This window comes from Odoribacter sp., assembly GCF_985060555.1.
Genome location: NZ_CFKYFN010000109.1, coordinates 54,623 through 73,595 on the forward strand (window position 1 = coordinate 54,623; position 18,973 = coordinate 73,595).

At 45.3% G+C, this 18,973-nt stretch carries 13 protein-coding genes; 7 read left to right on the top strand and 6 right to left on the bottom strand.

Annotation, left to right across the window (positions count from 1 at the left end; all coding sequences use genetic code 11):
• The first annotated feature begins 191 nt into the window (after positions 1-191).
• Positions 192-1,877 (top strand): glycoside hydrolase family 13 protein, encoded by a 1,686-nt coding sequence (locus tag AC5RDS_RS14895; RefSeq protein WP_013610627.1) that lies wholly within the window; start codon positions 192-194, stop codon positions 1,875-1,877.
• A 54-nt stretch (positions 1,878-1,931) separates the two neighbouring features.
• Positions 1,932-4,916: a DEAD/DEAH box helicase gene (locus AC5RDS_RS14900; protein WP_013610628.1), complete on the top strand. Its 2,985-nt coding sequence runs from the start codon at positions 1,932-1,934 to the stop codon at positions 4,914-4,916.
• 246 nt (positions 4,917-5,162) lie between these two features.
• Here AC5RDS_RS14900 and AC5RDS_RS14905 read toward each other — a convergent pair whose 3' ends face one another.
• From AC5RDS_RS14905 to AC5RDS_RS14925, 5 genes are all read right to left on the bottom strand, one after another.
• The gene (locus tag AC5RDS_RS14905) at positions 5,163-5,927 is read right to left on the bottom strand and encodes a TIGR02757 family protein (RefSeq protein WP_013610629.1); all 765 of its coding nucleotides are present in this window, start codon (positions 5,925-5,927) and stop codon (positions 5,163-5,165) included.
• Positions 5,924-6,619, bottom strand: a complete 696-nt coding sequence (gene mnmC2, locus AC5RDS_RS14910; RefSeq protein WP_494222391.1) for a tRNA (5-methylaminomethyl-2-thiouridine)(34)-methyltransferase MnmC2 — start codon at positions 6,617-6,619, stop codon at positions 5,924-5,926. The genes AC5RDS_RS14905 and mnmC2 overlap by 4 nt, the downstream gene beginning before the upstream one ends.
• A 4-nt stretch (positions 6,620-6,623) precedes the next feature.
• Positions 6,624-7,649, bottom strand: a complete 1,026-nt coding sequence (locus tag AC5RDS_RS14915; RefSeq protein WP_013610631.1) for a threonine aldolase family protein — start codon at positions 7,647-7,649, stop codon at positions 6,624-6,626.
• Between the two features lie 73 nt (positions 7,650-7,722).
• Positions 7,723-9,375 carry an ABC1 kinase family protein gene (locus AC5RDS_RS14920; protein ID WP_013610632.1) on the bottom strand — a complete coding sequence of 551 codons (1,653 nt, stop codon included), beginning with the start codon at positions 9,373-9,375 and terminating at the stop codon, positions 7,723-7,725.
• The gene (locus AC5RDS_RS14925) at positions 9,372-9,698 is read right to left on the bottom strand and encodes a hypothetical protein (protein ID WP_013610633.1); all 327 of its coding nucleotides are present in this window, start codon (positions 9,696-9,698) and stop codon (positions 9,372-9,374) included. The genes AC5RDS_RS14920 and AC5RDS_RS14925 overlap by 4 nt, the downstream gene beginning before the upstream one ends.
• Before the next feature lie 128 nt (positions 9,699-9,826).
• On the opposite strand from AC5RDS_RS14925, the gene AC5RDS_RS14930 reads away from it, so the two are divergent.
• Together AC5RDS_RS14930 and AC5RDS_RS14935 are read left to right on the top strand one after the other, a co-directional pair.
• The gene (locus AC5RDS_RS14930; RefSeq protein ID WP_013610634.1) at positions 9,827-11,494 is read left to right on the top strand and encodes a putative transporter; all 1,668 of its coding nucleotides are present in this window, start codon (positions 9,827-9,829) and stop codon (positions 11,492-11,494) included.
• 33 nt (positions 11,495-11,527) lie between these two features.
• The gene (locus tag AC5RDS_RS14935; RefSeq protein WP_013610635.1) at positions 11,528-12,319 is read left to right on the top strand and encodes a C40 family peptidase; all 792 of its coding nucleotides are present in this window, start codon (positions 11,528-11,530) and stop codon (positions 12,317-12,319) included.
• Positions 12,320-12,465: 146 nt separating this feature from the next.
• Here the strand turns inward: AC5RDS_RS14935 and AC5RDS_RS14940 are convergent, their stop codons facing one another.
• Positions 12,466-13,083: a WbqC family protein gene (locus AC5RDS_RS14940; protein WP_013610636.1), complete on the bottom strand. Its 618-nt coding sequence runs from the start codon at positions 13,081-13,083 to the stop codon at positions 12,466-12,468.
• Positions 13,084-13,590: 507 nt separating this feature from the next.
• On the opposite strand from AC5RDS_RS14940, the gene AC5RDS_RS14945 reads away from it, so the two are divergent.
• The 3 genes from AC5RDS_RS14945 (at position 13,591) to AC5RDS_RS14955 (ending at position 18,972) form a co-directional block, all read left to right on the top strand.
• Positions 13,591-15,597, top strand: a complete 2,007-nt coding sequence (locus AC5RDS_RS14945) for an alpha-amylase family glycosyl hydrolase (protein WP_195328669.1) — start codon at positions 13,591-13,593, stop codon at positions 15,595-15,597.
• Positions 15,598-15,618: 21 nt separating this feature from the next.
• The gene (locus tag AC5RDS_RS14950) at positions 15,619-17,574 is read left to right on the top strand and encodes an amylo-alpha-1,6-glucosidase (RefSeq protein ID WP_118112645.1); all 1,956 of its coding nucleotides are present in this window, start codon (positions 15,619-15,621) and stop codon (positions 17,572-17,574) included.
• 111 nt (positions 17,575-17,685) lie between these two features.
• Positions 17,686-18,972 (top strand): glycosyltransferase family 4 protein, encoded by a 1,287-nt coding sequence (locus tag AC5RDS_RS14955; protein WP_118112646.1) that lies wholly within the window; start codon positions 17,686-17,688, stop codon positions 18,970-18,972.
• Position 18,973 lies beyond the last annotated feature (1 nt).

Genomic DNA, 18,973 nt, shown 5'->3' on the forward strand with positions numbered 1-18,973 from the left:
ATAAAGTTCTTATGATAAGATTATTTAGAAACTTCTGATCTTTTCTGACGTTAAAAGAGTATCGAACGGCGTGTCATTCGACAGTTTCATACCGGACTCCATGATCGGCCATTTTGTGGCCGTAAAAAAGTGTTCGTAGGGTATATAACTTTATAAATTAATTTAACCCGTTCGTTTTAACCGAAACAGATATGGAACAGAATAACAGAATTTGGTGGAAAGAAGCGGTGGTTTATCAGATATATCCCCGTAGTTTTAAAGACAGTAATGGTGATGGAATCGGAGATTTATGCGGAATCATTTCCTGTTTGGATTACATCAAAAGCCTGGGAGTCGATGTGATTTGGCTGAATCCGATTTATGCTTCGCCTAATGATGATAATGGATACGATATCAGTGATTACCGGGCTATTATGAAAGAGTTCGGAACGATGGAAGATTTCGATTTGTTACTTCGGGAAGTGCATGCCCGGAATTTAAAACTGATACTGGATTTGGTCGTAAATCATACCAGTGACGAGCATCCCTGGTTTCAGGAAGCCCGCAAGTCGCGGAAGAATCCGTATTATACCTATTATCACTGGTGGCCGGTGGAACAGGAAACTCCTCCCTTGCGTCCGAGTTATTTCGAGGAGTCGGCCTGGACTTACGACCCTCATACCCGGGCCTGGTATTTACACTATTTTTCGCGGAAACAGCCCGATCTCAATTGGGAAAACCGGGAGGTGAGAGAAGCGGTGTATGATATGATGCGTTTTTGGTTCGATAAAGGAATCGATGGTTTTCGGATGGATTCTATTCCTTTGATCGCTAAAGACCCGGCTTTCCCGCCTATCGACCGGAAGAAGTATCCGGATTTGTTTTCTTCTTATGCACATGGACCTCATTTGCACGAATATTTGCACGAAATGAACCGCGAAGTATTGAGTAAATACGATATAATGACCGTTGGAGAAGGTTCGGCCGTTACTTATAAAGAAGTGGAAAAATTTGTCGGGCCCGAGCGGCAGGAATTGGATATGTTATATGGATTCGGCCCTTCGGAAGTCCGGAATTATACAACGGCCGATTGTCCCGATTCAGGTATCGGCTATAGCCTGATCGCTTTGAAAAAAATGTTCTCCGGTTGGGATAAAGCGGTCGGGAAGGGATGGCCTGCCATTTATCTGGGAAATCACGATCAGCCCCGGATGTTGAGTCGTTTTGGAGATGACCGCCCGCAATTCAGAGTATATGCCGCTAAGATGCTGGCGACTTTTTTACTGACGATGCGGGGCACTCCTTATTGGTTGGCAGGTGATGAAATCGGGATGTGTAATCCGAAGTTCGACCGGATCGGGGATTATCGGGATATTGCGACTTTGAACCAATACAAACAGATAGAAAAACGCAAAGGAGATACGCAATGGTTTCTTCAGATGCAGCAACAGACTTCCCGGGATAATGCGCGGACACCCTTTCAATGGGATAACTCGGGACAAGCCGGTTTTACAACCGGAATGCCCTGGATCGGAGTGAACCCCGACTATCGGAAAATCAATGTCGCGGCCCAGGAAAAAGATCCCTGGTCGGTATTGAACTATTTCCGGCAATTGATCGCTTTACGGAAAAGTTCTCCGGATCTTGTTTATGCCGGCTATACCTTGTTGGATGCAAAAAATCCCCGGACCTATACTTATCTCCGTAAAGGAGAAAAATATCACTATCTTGTTGTACTGAATTTCTCTTCCAAACAGGCTGAGGCTTATCCGGGAATCGATATGCAGGGAGCGGAAATTTTAATGTGCAACTATGGCGATCTGCCTCAGTTAGATAAGGTAGTATCTTTACGGCCATACGAAGCGGTGGTGATGCGGTCGGAGGAATTCGGCGGTTGACGGGAGTATGGTTTGGCACATAATTTTGTATCTTTGCGCTCTCTTTTTTAAGCGATGGAGCGGATTATTTTTATCTTATCATATGAGAAGCGTTGGGATTGCTGGATGGTGTATGCCAACCGGGCAATAGATGCCGGTGATTTTTTTCAAAGTATAGGTCGGTATATCGGGGATGAAGACCTGGAAGTATGGCCTGTAGTCAGAAAGATTACGGAAACGATCCGTAAGTACGATACCCCTATGCTTTTCAAACAGTTTGGCCGGAAAAAATTTAAGGATGAACGTATGTTTCTGCAAAAAGTGGAGGAAGCGTATATCCGTGAAGATATCCGGCCTTATATCGATAAGTATGTCGCACAGGTACTGGATGAACTGACCGAAGCGGGTTGTCCTTTGTTTTTGAAAACCAGTCGTTTAGATAATTTTTATAAGAATCAGCGCCTGATGCTTAAATCCGTTCCTTTGCGGGCATTGTTGAAATTCGAAAGGACAGGGGAGTTTACCCGTTATATTTTGCGTTTGACAGATGGAGAAAAGACCTTTTATCCCAGTGATTACGCGTTGAAGGTGCTGACCCGGCGGCCTTGCCGGGTGGTTTCAGGCAGGCAGCTATTCCGTTTCCCGGAAGATTTCGACGGGCAGCGTTTGCAACCTTTTTTGCAGAAAAGGGAGATTATGATCCCCAAGGCAAACGAAAGTATCTATTTCCGGCGTTTTATCCTGAAAAATGTACGGCATGAAGAGATCGAGGTACAAGGTTTCGACGTGATCGTCCGGGAAGTAGAAAAACAGGCCTTCCTGTCACTTGAACGCGATATACTCGGCATGCCGGTCCTGGTGATGGAATATAAATACGGTAATCAATATATTCCCGGCTGGTCGTCCCGGAAAGCTTTGGTGGAATTATATACGGAAGGAGACCGCTATGCTTTCTATAAGGTCAGCCGGGATCCGGAATGGGAACAGCTGCAAGCCCGGCAATTGGTTGCTTTGGGGATCAGGAACGATACGGAAGGGTATTTCCATTTGCCGGAAGTTACTGTGATGACCTGGAAGACTGAAAAAGAAACCGAAGATCGGGACAAAGTGAGCGGGGAGGTTATTGCCGATGCCTGGCAGAAGACCGTGACCTGGGTACAGACACATGGGGATGAGTTGAAAGCGATGGGGATCGGCTTCACTCAGAAAACATTGCGCCGGGCCTATTATATCGGAGCCTGGCAGATCGATAGTTCGGTATCGGAAACGATGGATTGGTTCGAATTGAAAGCAGAAGTTATTCTGACTGATGGGCGCCGGATTCCTTTGCTTCGTTTCCGGGACCATATTCTGACGGGTAAACGTGAGTTTTTACTCGATGACGGCACTTTATTCCTGATTCCTGAAGAATGGTTCGCTACCTATACCGAGTTGCTTTTATTTGCTCAAGGAAGGGGGACTTCCTTATTTTTTCACCGCAGCCAGTATATTTTATTAAAAAACTGGGCGGAGACGACCTGTCATTTTTCATTGCCGGAGAATTTGCAGGAAGAGGTGACTCTGCCCTTTGATTTTCAGGTGACTTTACGTCCGTACCAGCGTTTCGGTTATGAATGGATGTACCGTTTGTACCGATGTGGCTTGGGAGGTTGTCTGGCCGACGATATGGGATTGGGAAAAACACTTCAGGCCATTGCCCTGATCTTGAAATACAGGCAGGAAGGAGTAAAAAAGCCTGTTGTAAACCGATGGCCTGACAGCGGAAAACAACTGAGTTTGTTCGATGCCCCGGAAGAGGTAAGCAGGCCGGATGAGGGAGATCGTTCATTGGTATACCATACCTGTCTGGTGGTTGTACCGGCTTCTTTGATCCATAATTGGCGGAATGAACTTCGGAAATTCGCTCCTCAGCTGACTGTGACTATCTATGCCGGAACTAACCGTATCGATTTGCGTTCATACCTGCAACGTTCGGATGTCGTATTGATCACTTATCATACTTTGCGGAACGATATCGATATTTTGTCCCGCCTGACTTTCGGTATCGTCGTTGCCGACGAAGCACAAATGTTAAAGAATCCGGGGTCTCAGCTCCATCAGGCTATGATGCGTATTCAGGGAAGGTGTTTTTGGGCTTTGTCGGGTACACCGATAGAAAATTCACTGACCGATTTGTGGGCTGTGATGAATTGGGTGAACCGGGGATTACTCGGATCACAGCGTTTTTTCCGCGATCATTTTATCCGTCCTATATTGGCCGATGTAGAAGGGCGGATGAGCGAAGCTTTGCGTAAACTGATCGCTCCGTATATTTTACGCCGTACCAAAGAAGAAGTGTTGGCCGATTTGCCGGATCTCACAGCCGAGTTGGTCGTTTGTGAACCCGAAGAGGAACAGCGGAAGGTATACGAAGAGGAACAGTCCCGGGTGAGAAATTATATCTTGAGTGAGAGAGAGAATCAAGGGGAATTGCGAAGTGATTTTATGGTTTTAAAAGCTCTGATCCGATTGCGTCAGATCGCCAATCATCCCCGTTTGGTCGAAACTGGGTATGAAGGAAATTCCGGAAAATTTAGTGAGGTATTCCGTATGTTGGGAGAAGTGATTGCTTCCGGACACAAGGTGTTGGTTTTTTCTTCTTTTGTAAAATATCTTAAAATGGTAGCTGAAGAAACAATGGTCCGGGGATGGAAATATGCGATGCTGACAGGTTTGACTGCCGACCGGGAACAGACTATCCGGCATTTTCAGGCCGACCCGGAATGCCGGATCTTCCTGATTTCTTTGAAAGCCGGTGGGGTAGGCTTGAATCTTACCGAGGCCGATTATGTATTTATTCTCGACCCTTGGTGGAATGTCGCTGCTGAAAATCAAGCCGTTAGCCGGGCCCACCGGATCGGGCAAAAACGGGCGGTATTCGTCTATCGTTTTATTACTGCCGGAACACTCGAGGAAAAAATTCTGGCTATCCAGGAACGTAAACAACGCCTTGCCGATTCTGTCATAACAGCAGCTACTTCCATCCCTTTGACAGATGAAGAATTATTGGAAGTGCTCTGAAGGGAACCTTGAATTTGGAGAAAAGAGTACGGGAGAATCAAAGTTGACTCTTCATTTCTATATTGTTTCTTCAAAAAAAGTTGAATTATAGGAGTTTATAAAGTTCATGAGGTTCATAAAGTCGATGGATCCTGCGAGCGCATTTTTTTACGGCACTGGGGCGGCCGGCCGGCACCGGAAGTTACGTTAATGAAAGTGCCCGCAGGGTTCAGGACTTTACGAACTTTAACGATTAATTATTCCTGCTTATTTGAAAGCCCCCAGGCCGAAAAGAGCGAAATCATACCGGATCGGATCGACCGGATCGAATTCACGAAGACGCCGGGTAAGCTCTTCGACAGCTTTGGCATCGTTTTGTTTACGGGTAAGCAGACCGAGTTCGCGGCTTACATGGCCCGTATGCAGATCTAAAGGGATCAATAGGGCGGAGGCCGGGATACCTTTCCATAGTCCGAAATCGATACCGCTGTGGTCGTGTCTCACCATCCAGCGAATAAACATATTCACTCTTTTGGCGGCTGAGCCTTTGTCTACACACGCGATGTGGCGGAGTACCCGGGGCTCGGCCGGAAGGGTAGTGAAAATCCGATACCAATGGCGTAATACCTCGAACATATCCCCGTGTATTTGCCAGGCGGTGGTGAAGACATTTTCCAACCCTCCTTCATGGCGGTAGATATGGGCTAAGGAACGTAAAAAATAACTACAGTCATAACCGTTGAAAGTGCGGTGTTTGAAATGTTCGAAACGGGTGAAATCGCTTTCCCGGGCATGCAGGACGAAGTCATAAGGAGCATAATCTAGGAGCTGCATGAGTTCCTTACACTTTTTTATGATGGTCGGACGTTGCCCCCAAGCCAGGGAGGCTGCCAGAAAACCGGCTATTTCGATGTCTTCTTTCTCTTCGAATAATTTAGGAATTTGAATGGGATCGGTATGGATAAAAAAATCGGAATGGCAATATTCCTGATATTTTTCATCGAGTAGTTGTTTTATTTCTAGTGATGTCATATTCGGTCGGGTTTGGTGGCTCTGAGCATTTCTCTTTTTCCGGGAGGTCCGGGCAGGCGTTTTAAGGTGAAACCGACTTCGCGTAAGGCTTGCTTGACTATCCCCTTGACACAATAAGTCACCAGGATTCCTCCCGGTTTCAATGCTTGGGCGAACCGGCTGAATACTTCCGGAGTCCAGAGATGGGGTTGCACTTCCGGGTTGAAGGCATCGAAATAGACGATATCGAATCGGGCCTGAAATTGTATAGACCGGAAATCTGTCCGGTATTTGTGTAAATGAAATAAAGGGGTAATCTGCTCTCCGCAATCCCAGGGGGCGTCGTGCAGCATGGCGAATGATCCGGGATCGGCAGCGGGAAGTTGATCCGGATAATGAAGACGATTTACTTCTTCGGGCGGTAACGGATATTTTTCCACACTGTGATAATCGAGCGGGAGCTGGAGTTCTTCGCTCCGCAATAAGCTTAAATAAGCATTCAGCCCGGTTCCGAAACCGGCTTCCAGAATAGACAACGGGACTTCGGTGGGCGGCCGATGTTCCGGGGAGGTCAGATAAAAATCCAGTCCGGCCCGGATAAAAATATGAATAGATTTCTGAATCGCTCCGTGTACCGAATGATAATGTTCATTCAGTTCAGGAACATATAAGGTTATACTACCGTCTTCTGTTTGAATCAATTGATGTGGCATCCTTTCAACAGATTTCTGCTCTGAGTAAATTGACGAATTCGATAATATCACTTTCTGTCGTGTCGAAGGAGCAGACCCAACGTACTTCCGAGGCATTTTCATCCCAAATGTAAAAGAAGCATTCCGACTGTAATTTGGTTATTTTATCGCGGGGGATGATAGCGAATACTTCATTGCCTTGCACCTCTTGAGTGATGCGGATTCCCGGGATTTTAGCCGCTTCGTTGGCTAACATCCGGGCCATCCGGTTGGCATGTCCGGCGGTCTTTAGCCAAAGGTCGTGTTTCAGGACTGCCGAAAATTGGGCGGCGATGAAACGGGTCTTCGAGTGAAGTTGCATCAGTTGCTTACGGATATATTGTACCTCTTTGGCGACTTCCGGGTTGAAAAAGACGACAGCTTCTCCAAACATCATCCCGTTTTTAGTACCTCCGAAACTCAATACATCGATACCGACCCGGGAGGTGATGTCGCGGGGATCACATCCCAGATAGGCGACGGCATTCGAAAGACGTGCTCCGTCCATGTGTACATACATCCGATGGGCATGGGCATAATCGCAAATTTCTTTTAATTCGGCAGGAGTATAAACCGTCCCTAATTCGGTACATTGAGTCAGGGAAATCATTTTAGGTTGTGAGTGATGTTGTTCTCCGAAACCGTGCATGTGGTTTTGGATAAGACCGGTTGTCAGTTTCCCGTCGAAAGTTGGGACGGTCAGTAGTTTACAGCCCGATTGTTTCTCGATCGCTCCGCATTCGTCCACATTGATATGGGCGGTTTCGGCACATATAACGGCGTTATAGGAATGGGTGAAAGCAGATAGGCTGAGTATGTTTGCCCCTGTACCGTTATAGACGAAAAATACACGGATATTTTCTCCAAAAACATTTTTGAAATCCTGTATGGCTTTTTCAGAATAAACATCTTCTTCGTAAGAATGCTGATGCCCATAGGCTGCCTCTTCCAGTGCTTTGAATACTTCCGGTAATACGCCTGAAAAATTATCGCTTCCAAAACCTCGAATCATGATAAAAATTAGAATTAAAGATAAAACGATTCAAAGATAATGAAATTAATCCCTAATCTCCAATCTTTCCCTTCTAATCCCTTTTTTTCCGGAGTATCCATTTTAGCATAACGATGAAAATTAAAAAAGAGGATACAAAGAGTAGAAAATGGCCGTATTTCAGGTCGGGGCGTTTATCGAGTATTCCGATCGCTCCGATAAACAGGCCGACCAGAAGTATCGCATAAGCGAGCCGTGAGGCTCCGTTCCGGAGCATTTTCCGGAATTCAGGAACATCCGTGATTTGTAACTCGTGTTTGATTTCGCCTTGTTTGAGTTTGTATAATATCTCGCTGATATCTCCCGGAGCGGTTTGCAGGAGGGTGGCATATCCTTTTAAGGTTTGGAAAAGCGAGGCGGCCATCTTTCGCGGAGAAAATTGAGTCATGACAACCTCTTTGGCGTAAGGGATGATGAGCTTGGCAAAGGGGATGTCCGGGTCCAGACGTTCGGCCACTTTCTGGATTGTGGCCAACGCTTTGGCCAGCATAAAAATACCGGTAGGCAGACAAAGTCCGTATTTGGTGATCAGGTCGATACAATCCTGGATCATCTTGGCGTAATTGAATTTCTCGATCGGGAGTTGGGAGAAGCGTTTAATCATTTGTTGCAGGCTGAAAATCAAATCGTCCCGTTGGTCGAAAAAACGTTGATCACAAAGCCGGATCATGGAGTCGGCCAGGCCGATAGGATCCCGGCGGGCGAAACCGATGGAAAGGTTGGCCAGAAAATCCATTTCCCGGGGACGGAGAGCTCCGACCATCCCGAAGTCGATAAAGGCGATCCGATTGCCCGGCAGGATGAATAAATTACCCGCATGAGGGTCGGCATGGAAAAAACCTTCCTTGAAGACCATGATCAGCAAGGCTTCCGCTCCGTTGAGGGCTATTTGTACCGGATCGAGTCCGGCAGCCTTCAGCTGAAGCGGATCGTCCGGCGACATACCGAAGATCCGTTCCATAATGAGCATCCGGTGGGTCGTATGTTTCATGTCGACATGGGGAATGTAGATCCGGGGATTGTCTTTGAATATATCCCGGAAACGCAGGATGTTCGTGGCTTCGTTATAATAATTCAATTCCTTGAATATGCTTTCGCCGAACTCGTCGACGACTCCTACGATATTGATGGCAGCCATTTCGGGGTATTCCAGGGCTAATTTCTTGGCCAGATAGCGCATGAGGTATAAGTCTAGTTTGATTTTCTGGTCGATATTCGGGCGGCGGATTTTGATCACGACGTCTTTCCCGTTTTTCAGACGTCCGGTGTACACCTGGCCGATAGAAGCCGAAGCGATACAATGTGGATTGAATTCTGAAAAAACATCCTTGATTTCGGCCCCTAATTCATCTTCAATCAGGCGGATCGCCAGATGGTCGTCGAAAGGGAGGGCATTGGTCTGTAATTTCTTCAATTCTTTTCTGAACCGTTCGGAGAGTATATCCGGCCGGTCGGCCAGGATCTGACCGAATTTGATATAAGTTGGTCCCAGATCCTCTATGGTCAGCCGCAGCCGTTCCTGGGTGGTATATACTGGTTTATGTTGGCGGATACGGCGCTTTCGGATACGACGCCCCAGAAAAGTATGGGAAATCATTTCCTTAAAACCGTGTTTGACCAGAATACTACCGATTTGAATGATTCTGGTGATCTTCAGATACCCTACGTATACATCTGTAATTCTCATTGCTCTTCGGGTTTAGAAGGTTGGGGAGGAAACGAAGCATCTTCCAGTAAAGCATTCAGCTTTTCTACAGCTGTTGTGAGTTGATCGAGGGTTTGAGTAAGCTTTTTATCCCGGCGGGGAGTGAATAACTGACGCAATAATAAAGTGCTGTTCAGCCCTTCCATAGCTCCTGCTATATGATCACTGAGCCGACGGGCTGCTTCCGGATCTTTATGAGTCTGTTGTTCGATAATTTTGGATACCTTTTCGATAAAAGCATCCCGGTCACTGAGCGAGGCATTGATGGAAGCCCGTAAAAGCAAATATAATAAGTCGTTTGTCATACCGATTACTTTAAGCATTGTCGATTGCAAAATATTAAACGAAAAAAGATGTGTTTAGTTGCAAAGAAGAAATTTTGCAGATTATTTTCTATTTTTGTAGGCTCTTAGAAATTTAAGATGATTTGTATATGGAGTGGATACATACTTTATTTTTCGGATCGGGAATCGGGCATTCGATTTTATTGGTAGCTATCGTTATCTTTATCGGGATATATCTGGGAAAAGTAAAAATAGCAGGTGTTTCTTTAGGAATTACCTGGATTCTGTTCGTCGGTATTATTTTCAGCCATTGGGGAATGCGGATGGATGCGCATGCTTTGCACTTCCTGAAAGAATTCGGACTGATTTTGTTTGTTTATTCAGTTGGTTTACAGGTAGGACCCGGTTTCTTCGCTTCTTTTAAAAAAGGCGGGCTTACCCTGAATTTACTAGCGGTATTGGTGATTGTACTGGGTGTTGCAATTACCTGTGTTTTATATGTCGTGACCGGTTTGCCCGTCACTACGATGGTGGGTATTCTCTCCGGGGCGGTGACGAATACGCCGGGCCTGGGGGCTGCGCAACAGGCTTATTTCGATATGACCGGTAAGGAAGGTACCGAAATCGCTATGGGCTATGCAGTGGCTTATCCTTTGGGTGTGGTGGGGATTATCGCAGCACTCATCCTGATTCGTTATATTTTCCGGATTTCTTTCGATAAAGAGACTGAATCTGCCCAAAGTCAGCTGGAAGAAAAGGAAGCACGGGCGACCCATGTTTCCGTCCGGGTGAAAAATCCGGCTCTGTTCGGTAAAGAAGTGGAGGCCGTCGCTACGTTGATCGATAAGAAATTTGTGATTTCCAGGGTGTTGCACGAGAATAATGATTTGGAGATCGCTTATTCACGCACACATCTACAGGCCGGAGATAAATTATTTATCATTGCTGCCAAGCAAGATATGGATGCGATAATCGCTTTTATCGGTGAAAAAATAGAGATGCATCGTTCTGAGTGGGAGAAGCTGGATTCCAAGTTGGTTTCGAAACGTATCATGATTACCCGTTCGGAAATCAATGGAAAAATGCTGGCTCAACTTCATTTACGCGGAGGATTCGGTGTCAATATCACCCGGGTAAACCGGGCCGGAGTGGATTTGGTGGCTAGTCCGGGGTTGGAATTGCAGATCGGTGACCGGGTTACGGTTGTCGGAACGGAAGATAGTGTGAAAAGTGTAGAGAAAATATTGGGTAATTCACTCCGGAGGTTGCGGGAACCCAATCTGGTACCTATTTTTCTGGGGATCGCTTTGGGTATTTTGTTAGGGAGTATACCTTTTACTTTTCCGGGAATTCCGCAACCGGTGAAATTGGGATTGGCAGGAGGACCTTTGATTACCGCTATTTTGATCAGTAAGTTCGGACCCCATTATAAATTGGTTACTTATACGACGATGAGTGCCAACCTGATGTTGCGCGAAATCGGTATCTCTTTGTTTCTGGCCTGTGTCGGTTTGGATGCAGGGGTCGGATTTGTGGATACGGTGGTGAATCAAGGTGGTTTTGCATGGATCGGATATGGGTTTATCATTACCTTCGTGCCTCTGATGATAGTCGGCAGTATTGCCCGTTGGTGTTATAAGATAAACTACTTCACTTTGATGGGATTGATTGCCGGGAGTACCACCGATCCGCCTGCATTGGCTTATTCGAATGGTGTTGCCGGAAATGATATGCCGGCAGTGGGATATGCTACCGTTTATCCTTTAACGATGTTTTTACGCGTTTTAACAGCCCAGTTATTGATACTTATTTTGTAAATTTGCACAATCGTATATTAATTCAGTATTCCTATGTCTTACGGTATAGCAGATTTGAGTATAGTTCCCATGCGGAGTGAAAAATCGGAACGGAGTGAGATGGTTTCTCAGATTCTTTTCGGTGAGGTATTTGAAATACTGGAGGTGGATGAGAAATGGGTATATGTCAGGATGTTGCATGATCGTTACGAGGGGTGGATCGATCGGAAAATGTATCTTGAAGTCACCGAAGAATTTATCGGTAAATACAAAGCCGAGGTATCTGTATTGGCTACGGAAGTGTTTAATATAGTCGTGAAAGACGGTGATTACGGGAATAAATTGGTGGTTTCGGGTAGTGTATTTCCTTTTTTCGATGCCACGACCAAGAAGATGCAGATCGGAGGAGATACCTATACTTTGGTCAGTAAAATGAAAGATGTCGGCATCGATAGTCTGAGGGATCTGATTATCGGTTATGCCTTGATGTATTACAATACGCCTTATCTTTGGGGAGGACGATCACCCTATGGGATCGATTGTTCGGGGCTTTCCCAGATTGTTTACCGGATGGCGGGAATCGATTTGCCGCGGGATGCTTCGCAGCAGGTGACGCTCGGACAGAATTATTCCTTCCTCGAAGAAGCGATGCCCGGTGACCTGGCTTTCTTCGGAGACGAGACCGGAGCGATCACTCATGTCGGAATCATTTGGGAACAAAACCGGATCATCCATGCTTCCGGGAGGGTACGGGTGGACAAAATCGACCATCAGGGAATTTTCAACGAAGACTTGAAACGTTATACCCATAACCTGAAAGTCATCAAACGAATCCTGAACGATTAAAAGGCCATAAAGTCGAACCCTTTTAACTCATACAACTCTTCTAACTCTGTAACTCTTTTAACTCTGTAACTCTGTAACTCTGTAACTCTGTAACTCTTTTAACTCTGTAACTCTTTTAACTCTGTAACTCTTACAACTCTTTTTTTTCAAATCATTTCTCCCGCTTCCGGTCCGCAACAAAAAAGCAGATCCAGAATACTCAGATTCGGGGTAAATGGAAAACGGTCGCTGAAAGTCTGGCGGTAAGGTTTCGGGATATAATCACAACCGGGTTGTCTATGGGAAACTTTGGGGTGGATAGCATTACGCAGATCCCTGTAATTGATATCCCCGATCGCGATATAATCCGTTGTAAGCCGGATGTCCCGTTTCAGTTTCAAAAAATCCAGTATAGTCGTTAAGATGGCCAGGTTATGGTCGAAAAGATAAGTCTCCTGCTTTTCAAAAAAAGGCATTAAATCGTCGATATAATATTCGTAATAAGGAGAATTTTTGTAAGCCGATTCGATACCCCGGAAGTGTAATTTTTGCCAGGGAGTCGGATACACGATTTTCAGGTCTTTTATCAGGGTTTTGCTGTTGGCTTTGGCTACCGGGACGGTCAATGCGATCACGCCGTTTGCGGTCATGATTTCACAACGGTTACGGTAACTCTGTTTTCCGAAGTTTTCATATTGCTCGATATACGTTACTTCTGCTTTTTTAAGACAAGAGAAGTAAGCTATCGGTGGAAAATAAGCTGTCGTTAATAAAAAAGGATTCATAATAGATGTGCTTAATGAGCACAGGCAAAAATAGTAAAATATTTTTTGACTTCTCTGTTTGGTATATTTTTCCTCAATTTGTCGTAATAATTTAGCAGAAGTGTGTAAAAATTGTCATCTAAAAGTAACAAGTGTGTAATTTGCAAATTTTTGTCGTTAAAATATTGATAAAAATTTGTGAATATGCGGATTCCTTGCTATCTTTCGAATGCTGAATTGAACTGAACATAGCTACGTCTGATCGAGGATTTCTTTTCGGAACCGGAAAAAATAATTGCTTTTTTCCTCCGTTAACCGGAACATTTCCGCTGATAGAGCGTATAATGTTTGTTTGTATCCGGTAAAATAGCTGAAATAATAATATTTTATCGTAAACTTTGGTCAAGATTTTCAGAGATGTGAAAGGAAGTTAATGAATAGAATGTGTGGGGTGTAGGTGCGATAGTATTAAGTGATGGATGAATAGGTGTGAATATTTTACCGGGGGAATATTTTAAACGGTATGAAATGAAATTTGATATCACAGTCAACGATCCTTTGCTGGAACCTTTTCTTCCTGTTATCCGGCGTCGCCATGAACGCAGTGTGCTGAAAGAGTTGGAATTTACCAACCGGAAAAAAAGACTTGCCGACATTTTTAATAATTATCTTTATTTTGGTTTGCACCGGCTTCCTGGAAAAGGTTGGGTATTCCGGGAATGGGCTCCTCATGCTACGGCGATTTATCTGATCGGAGAATCGAATGACTGGCAACGAAGGGAGAATTTTAGCTTCCACCGGCTGGAGGGAGGGGTTTGGGAATTGGAATTACCCGAAGAAGCCCTCTGGCATGGGATGGATTACAAGTTCTGGGTAGAGTGGCCCGAAGGAGGAGGTGAACGGATTCCCGGGTATGTAAACCGGGTTGTACAGGACGATCTGACTAAAATTTTTTCAGCGCAGGTCTGGCAACCCGAACAAGTCTACCGGTGGCGTTATTCCGGCGTAGGAAGAAGGGAGCATCCTTTGATCTACGAAGCTCATATCGGTATGAGCATGGAGAATCGCCGGGTGTCTACGTTTAATGAATTCCGGGCTTATGTATTGCCCCGGATTGTAGATCTGGGATACAATATGATTCAGCTGATGGGGATTCAGGAACATCCCTATTATGGTTCTTTCGGCTATCAGGTATCGAATTTTTATGCGGTCAGTTCCCGATTCGGAACACCCGACGACCTGAAACGTCTGATCGATGAGGCACATGGATACGGTATCGGTGTGATCATGGATCTTGTGCATTCTCATGCAGTCAAGAATGAAGCCGAAGGATTGAGTTGTTTTGCCGGAGATTATAACCAGTATTTTTATCCTGGTGAACGGGGTGAACATCGATTGTGGAATTCCCGTTGCTTCGATTATGGAAAAAATGAAGTGATCGGTTTTTTGTTGTCGAATTGTAAATATTGGCTGGAAGAATTTCATTTCGATGGCTTCCGTTTCGATGGGATCACCAGTATGCTGTATTGGGATCATGGTTTAGGGCGTGATTTTACGGAATACAAATTTTATTACGACGGTAATCAGGATGAAGATGCGATTACCTATCTGACTTTAGCCAATAAGTTGATCCATGAGGTGAATCCGGAAGTGATCACGATTGCCGAAGATATGAGCGGTATGCCGGGTTTAGCGATGCCTGTCGGCGAGGGAGGATTAGGTTTCGATTTTCGTATGAGCATGGGAGTACCGGATTATTGGATCAAATTGATCGAAGATAAAAAAGATGAGGAGTGGCATGTCGGGGATATGTTTTACGAACTGACCAACAAACGTCCGGAAGAGCATACCATCAGTTATGCCGAAAGTCACGATCAGGCTATGGTAGGGGATAAAACCATTTTTTTCCGTTTGGTCGACAAGGATATCTATACTTCGATGAGTGTTTTCGACCATAGCCTTCGGGTCGACCGGGGCATGGCGCTCCATAAAATGATCCGGCTGATGACGATAGCCACTGCCGGCGACGGATACCTGAATTTTATGGGGAATGAATTCGGCCATCCCGAATGGATCGATTTTCCCCGGGAAGGAAATAATTGGAGCTACGAACATGCCCGCCGGCTGTGGAGTCTGGTAGACGACAAGGATTTGCGTTTCCGTTTTCTGAACGAATTCGATAAAGCGATGATTTCTTTAGCAAAGAAAGACGGCTTTTTTAAACCTATCCCACTGCCTGTCGTAAGAGATAATGAGAGACAGATATTGGTTTTCCGGAGAGGCGCTTATCTGTTTGTTTTTAATTTTAATCCCCAAAGTTCATTCTCCGACTATCGGTTCGAGGTGGAAGCGGGAAAATATTTGCCGGTATTGGATACCGACAATCAGTTGTTCTCCGGTTTTAACCGGATCGATGACGGGCTGGAACATTTTACCCTTTACCGGGAAGGACGAAACTGGTTGAGTCTCTATATTCCTTCCCGTACGGCTGTTGTCCTGCAATTGCAGGAGGAAAACTTTAAAATGAAAAAATAAAATAGATATAAAGACGTTATTATGGCTTATTTGAAATTTAATAAGGATGAATTGGTGAATCTGGAATATTCACTGAAGCGGGAAGTGTTGGCGACAAACCGGGCAGGAGGATATATGTCTTCTACTATTATCGGATGTAATACCCGGAAGTACCACGGATTACTGATATTGCCTATAGAAGAATTCGATGGGGAGAATCATGTGTTGCTGTCGAACCTGGACGAGACGGTCATCCAGCATGGACGTGAGTTTAATTTGGGTATCCATAAGTATCCGGGTAATTATGAACCCCGGGGACATAAATATATTGTCGATTTCGAGTACGAACCGGTATTTACCCTGACTTACCGGGTGGGAGGCGTACAGCTCAAAAAAGAGATTATTCTGGTACACAACGAACCTCAGGTCCTGATCCGTTATACTTTGCTGGATGCCCATTCCGATACGACGTTGAGATTGAAACCGTTCCTGGCTTACCGGAATATCCATCGCTTGTCGAAAGCGAATATGATGGTCAATACCAAATATCAGGAAGTTGAAAACGGGATCCGCTCCAAATTGTATAATGGTTTTCCATACCTGAATATGCAAATCAGCAAGAAAAACGAGTTTATCGCTACTCCCGACTGGTATTATAACATCGAATACATAGAAGAACAAAACCGGGGATATGATTTCAGGGAAGATTTGTTCGTACCGGGGTATTTCGAATTTCCGATAAAGAAAGGGGAAAGTGTGATTTTTTCTGCTTCTGTCGATGCGGTGTCTACCGGACGGTTGAAAACCAAATTCCAGAAATTGGTGGATAACAGGGCTCCCCGTAATAGCTTTGTGAGTTGTCTGAAATATTCGGCTTCCCAGTTTATCGTGAGAAGAGGAAAAGAAACCGAGATCATGGCAGGATACCCCTGGTTCGGAAGATGGGGAAGGGATACCTTTATTGCTTTGCCGGGAGTGACCCTGGCTGCGGCGAATGATGTCAGGACTTGTAAAGAAGTTCTCGACACGATGATCCGTCAGCTGAATAACGGTTTGTTCCCGAATATCGGTAAAGATAAAAATGCTTCCTACAATTCGGTCGATGCTCCGATGTGGTTTTTTAAAGCCGTTCAGGAGTATGGAGAAGCCGTTCAGGACGATGCTGCTGTCTGGAAGAGCTACGGGGCGAAGATGAAGGCCGTTTTGAAAGCTTACCGGGATGGAATCAACGAATATGTGAAGATGGTGGATAACGGTCTGATCTGGGCCGACGAACCGGGAAAAGCACTGACCTGGATGGATGCCATTGTCAATGGCGTACCGGTTACTCCACGCGGAGGCTATCAGGTGGAAATCAATGCTCTTTGGTATAATGCTATTTGCTATACCCTGAAACTGGCCGGGCAGGCCGGAGATAATAAGTTCGTGAAAGAGTGGAAAGATATGCCTGACAAAGTAAAAGAAAGCTTCCTGAAAGTATTCTGGAATGAAGAAAAAGGCTATTTGGCCGATTTTGTCAATGGAGGCGGACAGAATGTTTTTGTACGTCCGAACCAAGTCATCGCCTGTTCGCTCGAATATAGTCCGTTGTCGGACGAGATGATACATGGCGTGCTCGATGTCGTGAAGAACGAATTACTGACACCGAAAGGCTTACGGACACTGGCACCTAAGAATCCGGCCTATGAAGGCACCTACGAAGGAGATCAGGCAACCCGGGACAGAGCTTACCATCAGGGAACGGTTTGGCCTTGGCTGCTCGGACCTTATATCGAAGCTAATTTCCGGCTTTATGGGAAAAAATTTGCGAAAACAGCCCGCGAATTATTGGCCAATTTCGAAGAAGATATGACTGTGTATGGAGTTTGTTCTATCGGGGAAATTTATGACGGAAATCCTCCTTATACTCCGAATGGGTGTATATCGCAAGCCTGGAGTGTGGGGGAGATTCTGAGAAGTATGGCTTTGCTGGAGAAGTTTTGTAAAGATGATAGATGACAGATGGGGAAGAGGCAGACGAGAGGAATGAAGTGGAAAACTTCGGATAGGGAAACACGATAAGGGGAACGAAGGTTTCGCACGATTGCAAAAAAAATTAATTATAATTATATGAAAACTAGAGTATTGATGTTTGGCTGGGAGTTTCCACCTCATATTGCCGGAGGATTGGGAACTGCATGTCTGGGATTGACCCGGGGATTGGCTAAACAAGGTGTTGAAGTGCTCTTCGTCATGCCGAAAGCGAGCGGTGATGAAGATCAGAGTGCTGCCAAAATTATTAACGCCAGTGATGTGGAGTCTTTGTACCAATACCATGATGTGGAGGAATATTGGAAAAATATCGATTTTATGGAGGTAGGCTCTAATCTGATGCCGTATATGGATCCCGAGACATTTACCCGGGAAGTGAATAAGAGTGTTCTGGAAGGAAGCGAAGAAAATCGGATTGAATTTAAGAACAAATATCAATTTTCCGGTAAATACGGGGCTAATCTGATGGAAGAAGTGGCTCGTTATGCTCTGGTTGCTGCTACGATTGCAAGACAACAACAGTTCGATGTGATCCATGCTCACGACTGGTTGACCTATGCTGCGGGTATCGCTGCTAAAAGAGTGTCCGGTAAACCTCTGGTGGTACACGTACATGCCACTGAATTCGATCGTAGTGGTGAGAATGTGAACCAAACGGTCTATAACCTGGAACGGCAGGGGATGCTGGAAGCCGATCGGGTGGTGACCGTCAGTAATCTAACCCGGAATATCGTCATTACCCGCTATGGGATCAATCCGGATAAAGTGGTGACGGTACATAATGCCGTTGATTTTCAGTCGTATTCCGAAATGGAAGTCGAGAGAGGGGTAAAAGAAAAGGTCGTGACCTTCCTGGGACGGATTACTTATCAGAAAGGACCCGAATATTTTATCGAGGCAGCGAATAAAGTGTTGAAACGTTATCCGAATGTACGTTTTGTTATGGCAGGTAGCGGGGATATGATGAACCGCTCGATCCGAAGGGTGGCTAAACTGAAGATTGCAACGAAATTTCATTTTACAGGTTTTTTACGTGGCCAGGATGTGCAAAAGATGTTTGCCCACAGTGATGTCTACGTGATGCCTTCGGTATCCGAACCTTTCGGGATTTCTCCGCTGGAAGCGATGCGCTCGGGGGTACCTACGATTATCTCTAAACAATCGGGAGTGGCCGAAGTGTTGAAACATGCGATCAAGGTTGATTTTTGGGATGTCGATGCCTTGGCGGATGCTATCTATGCTTTGCTGGCGTATCCGGCATTAGCTGAATTTGCAGCTAAATACGGCTTGAATGAGGTGAATACTTTAAAATGGGAAAATGCAGCGTATCTCTTAAAAACGATTTACGAAGAATTAAAAAGATAAA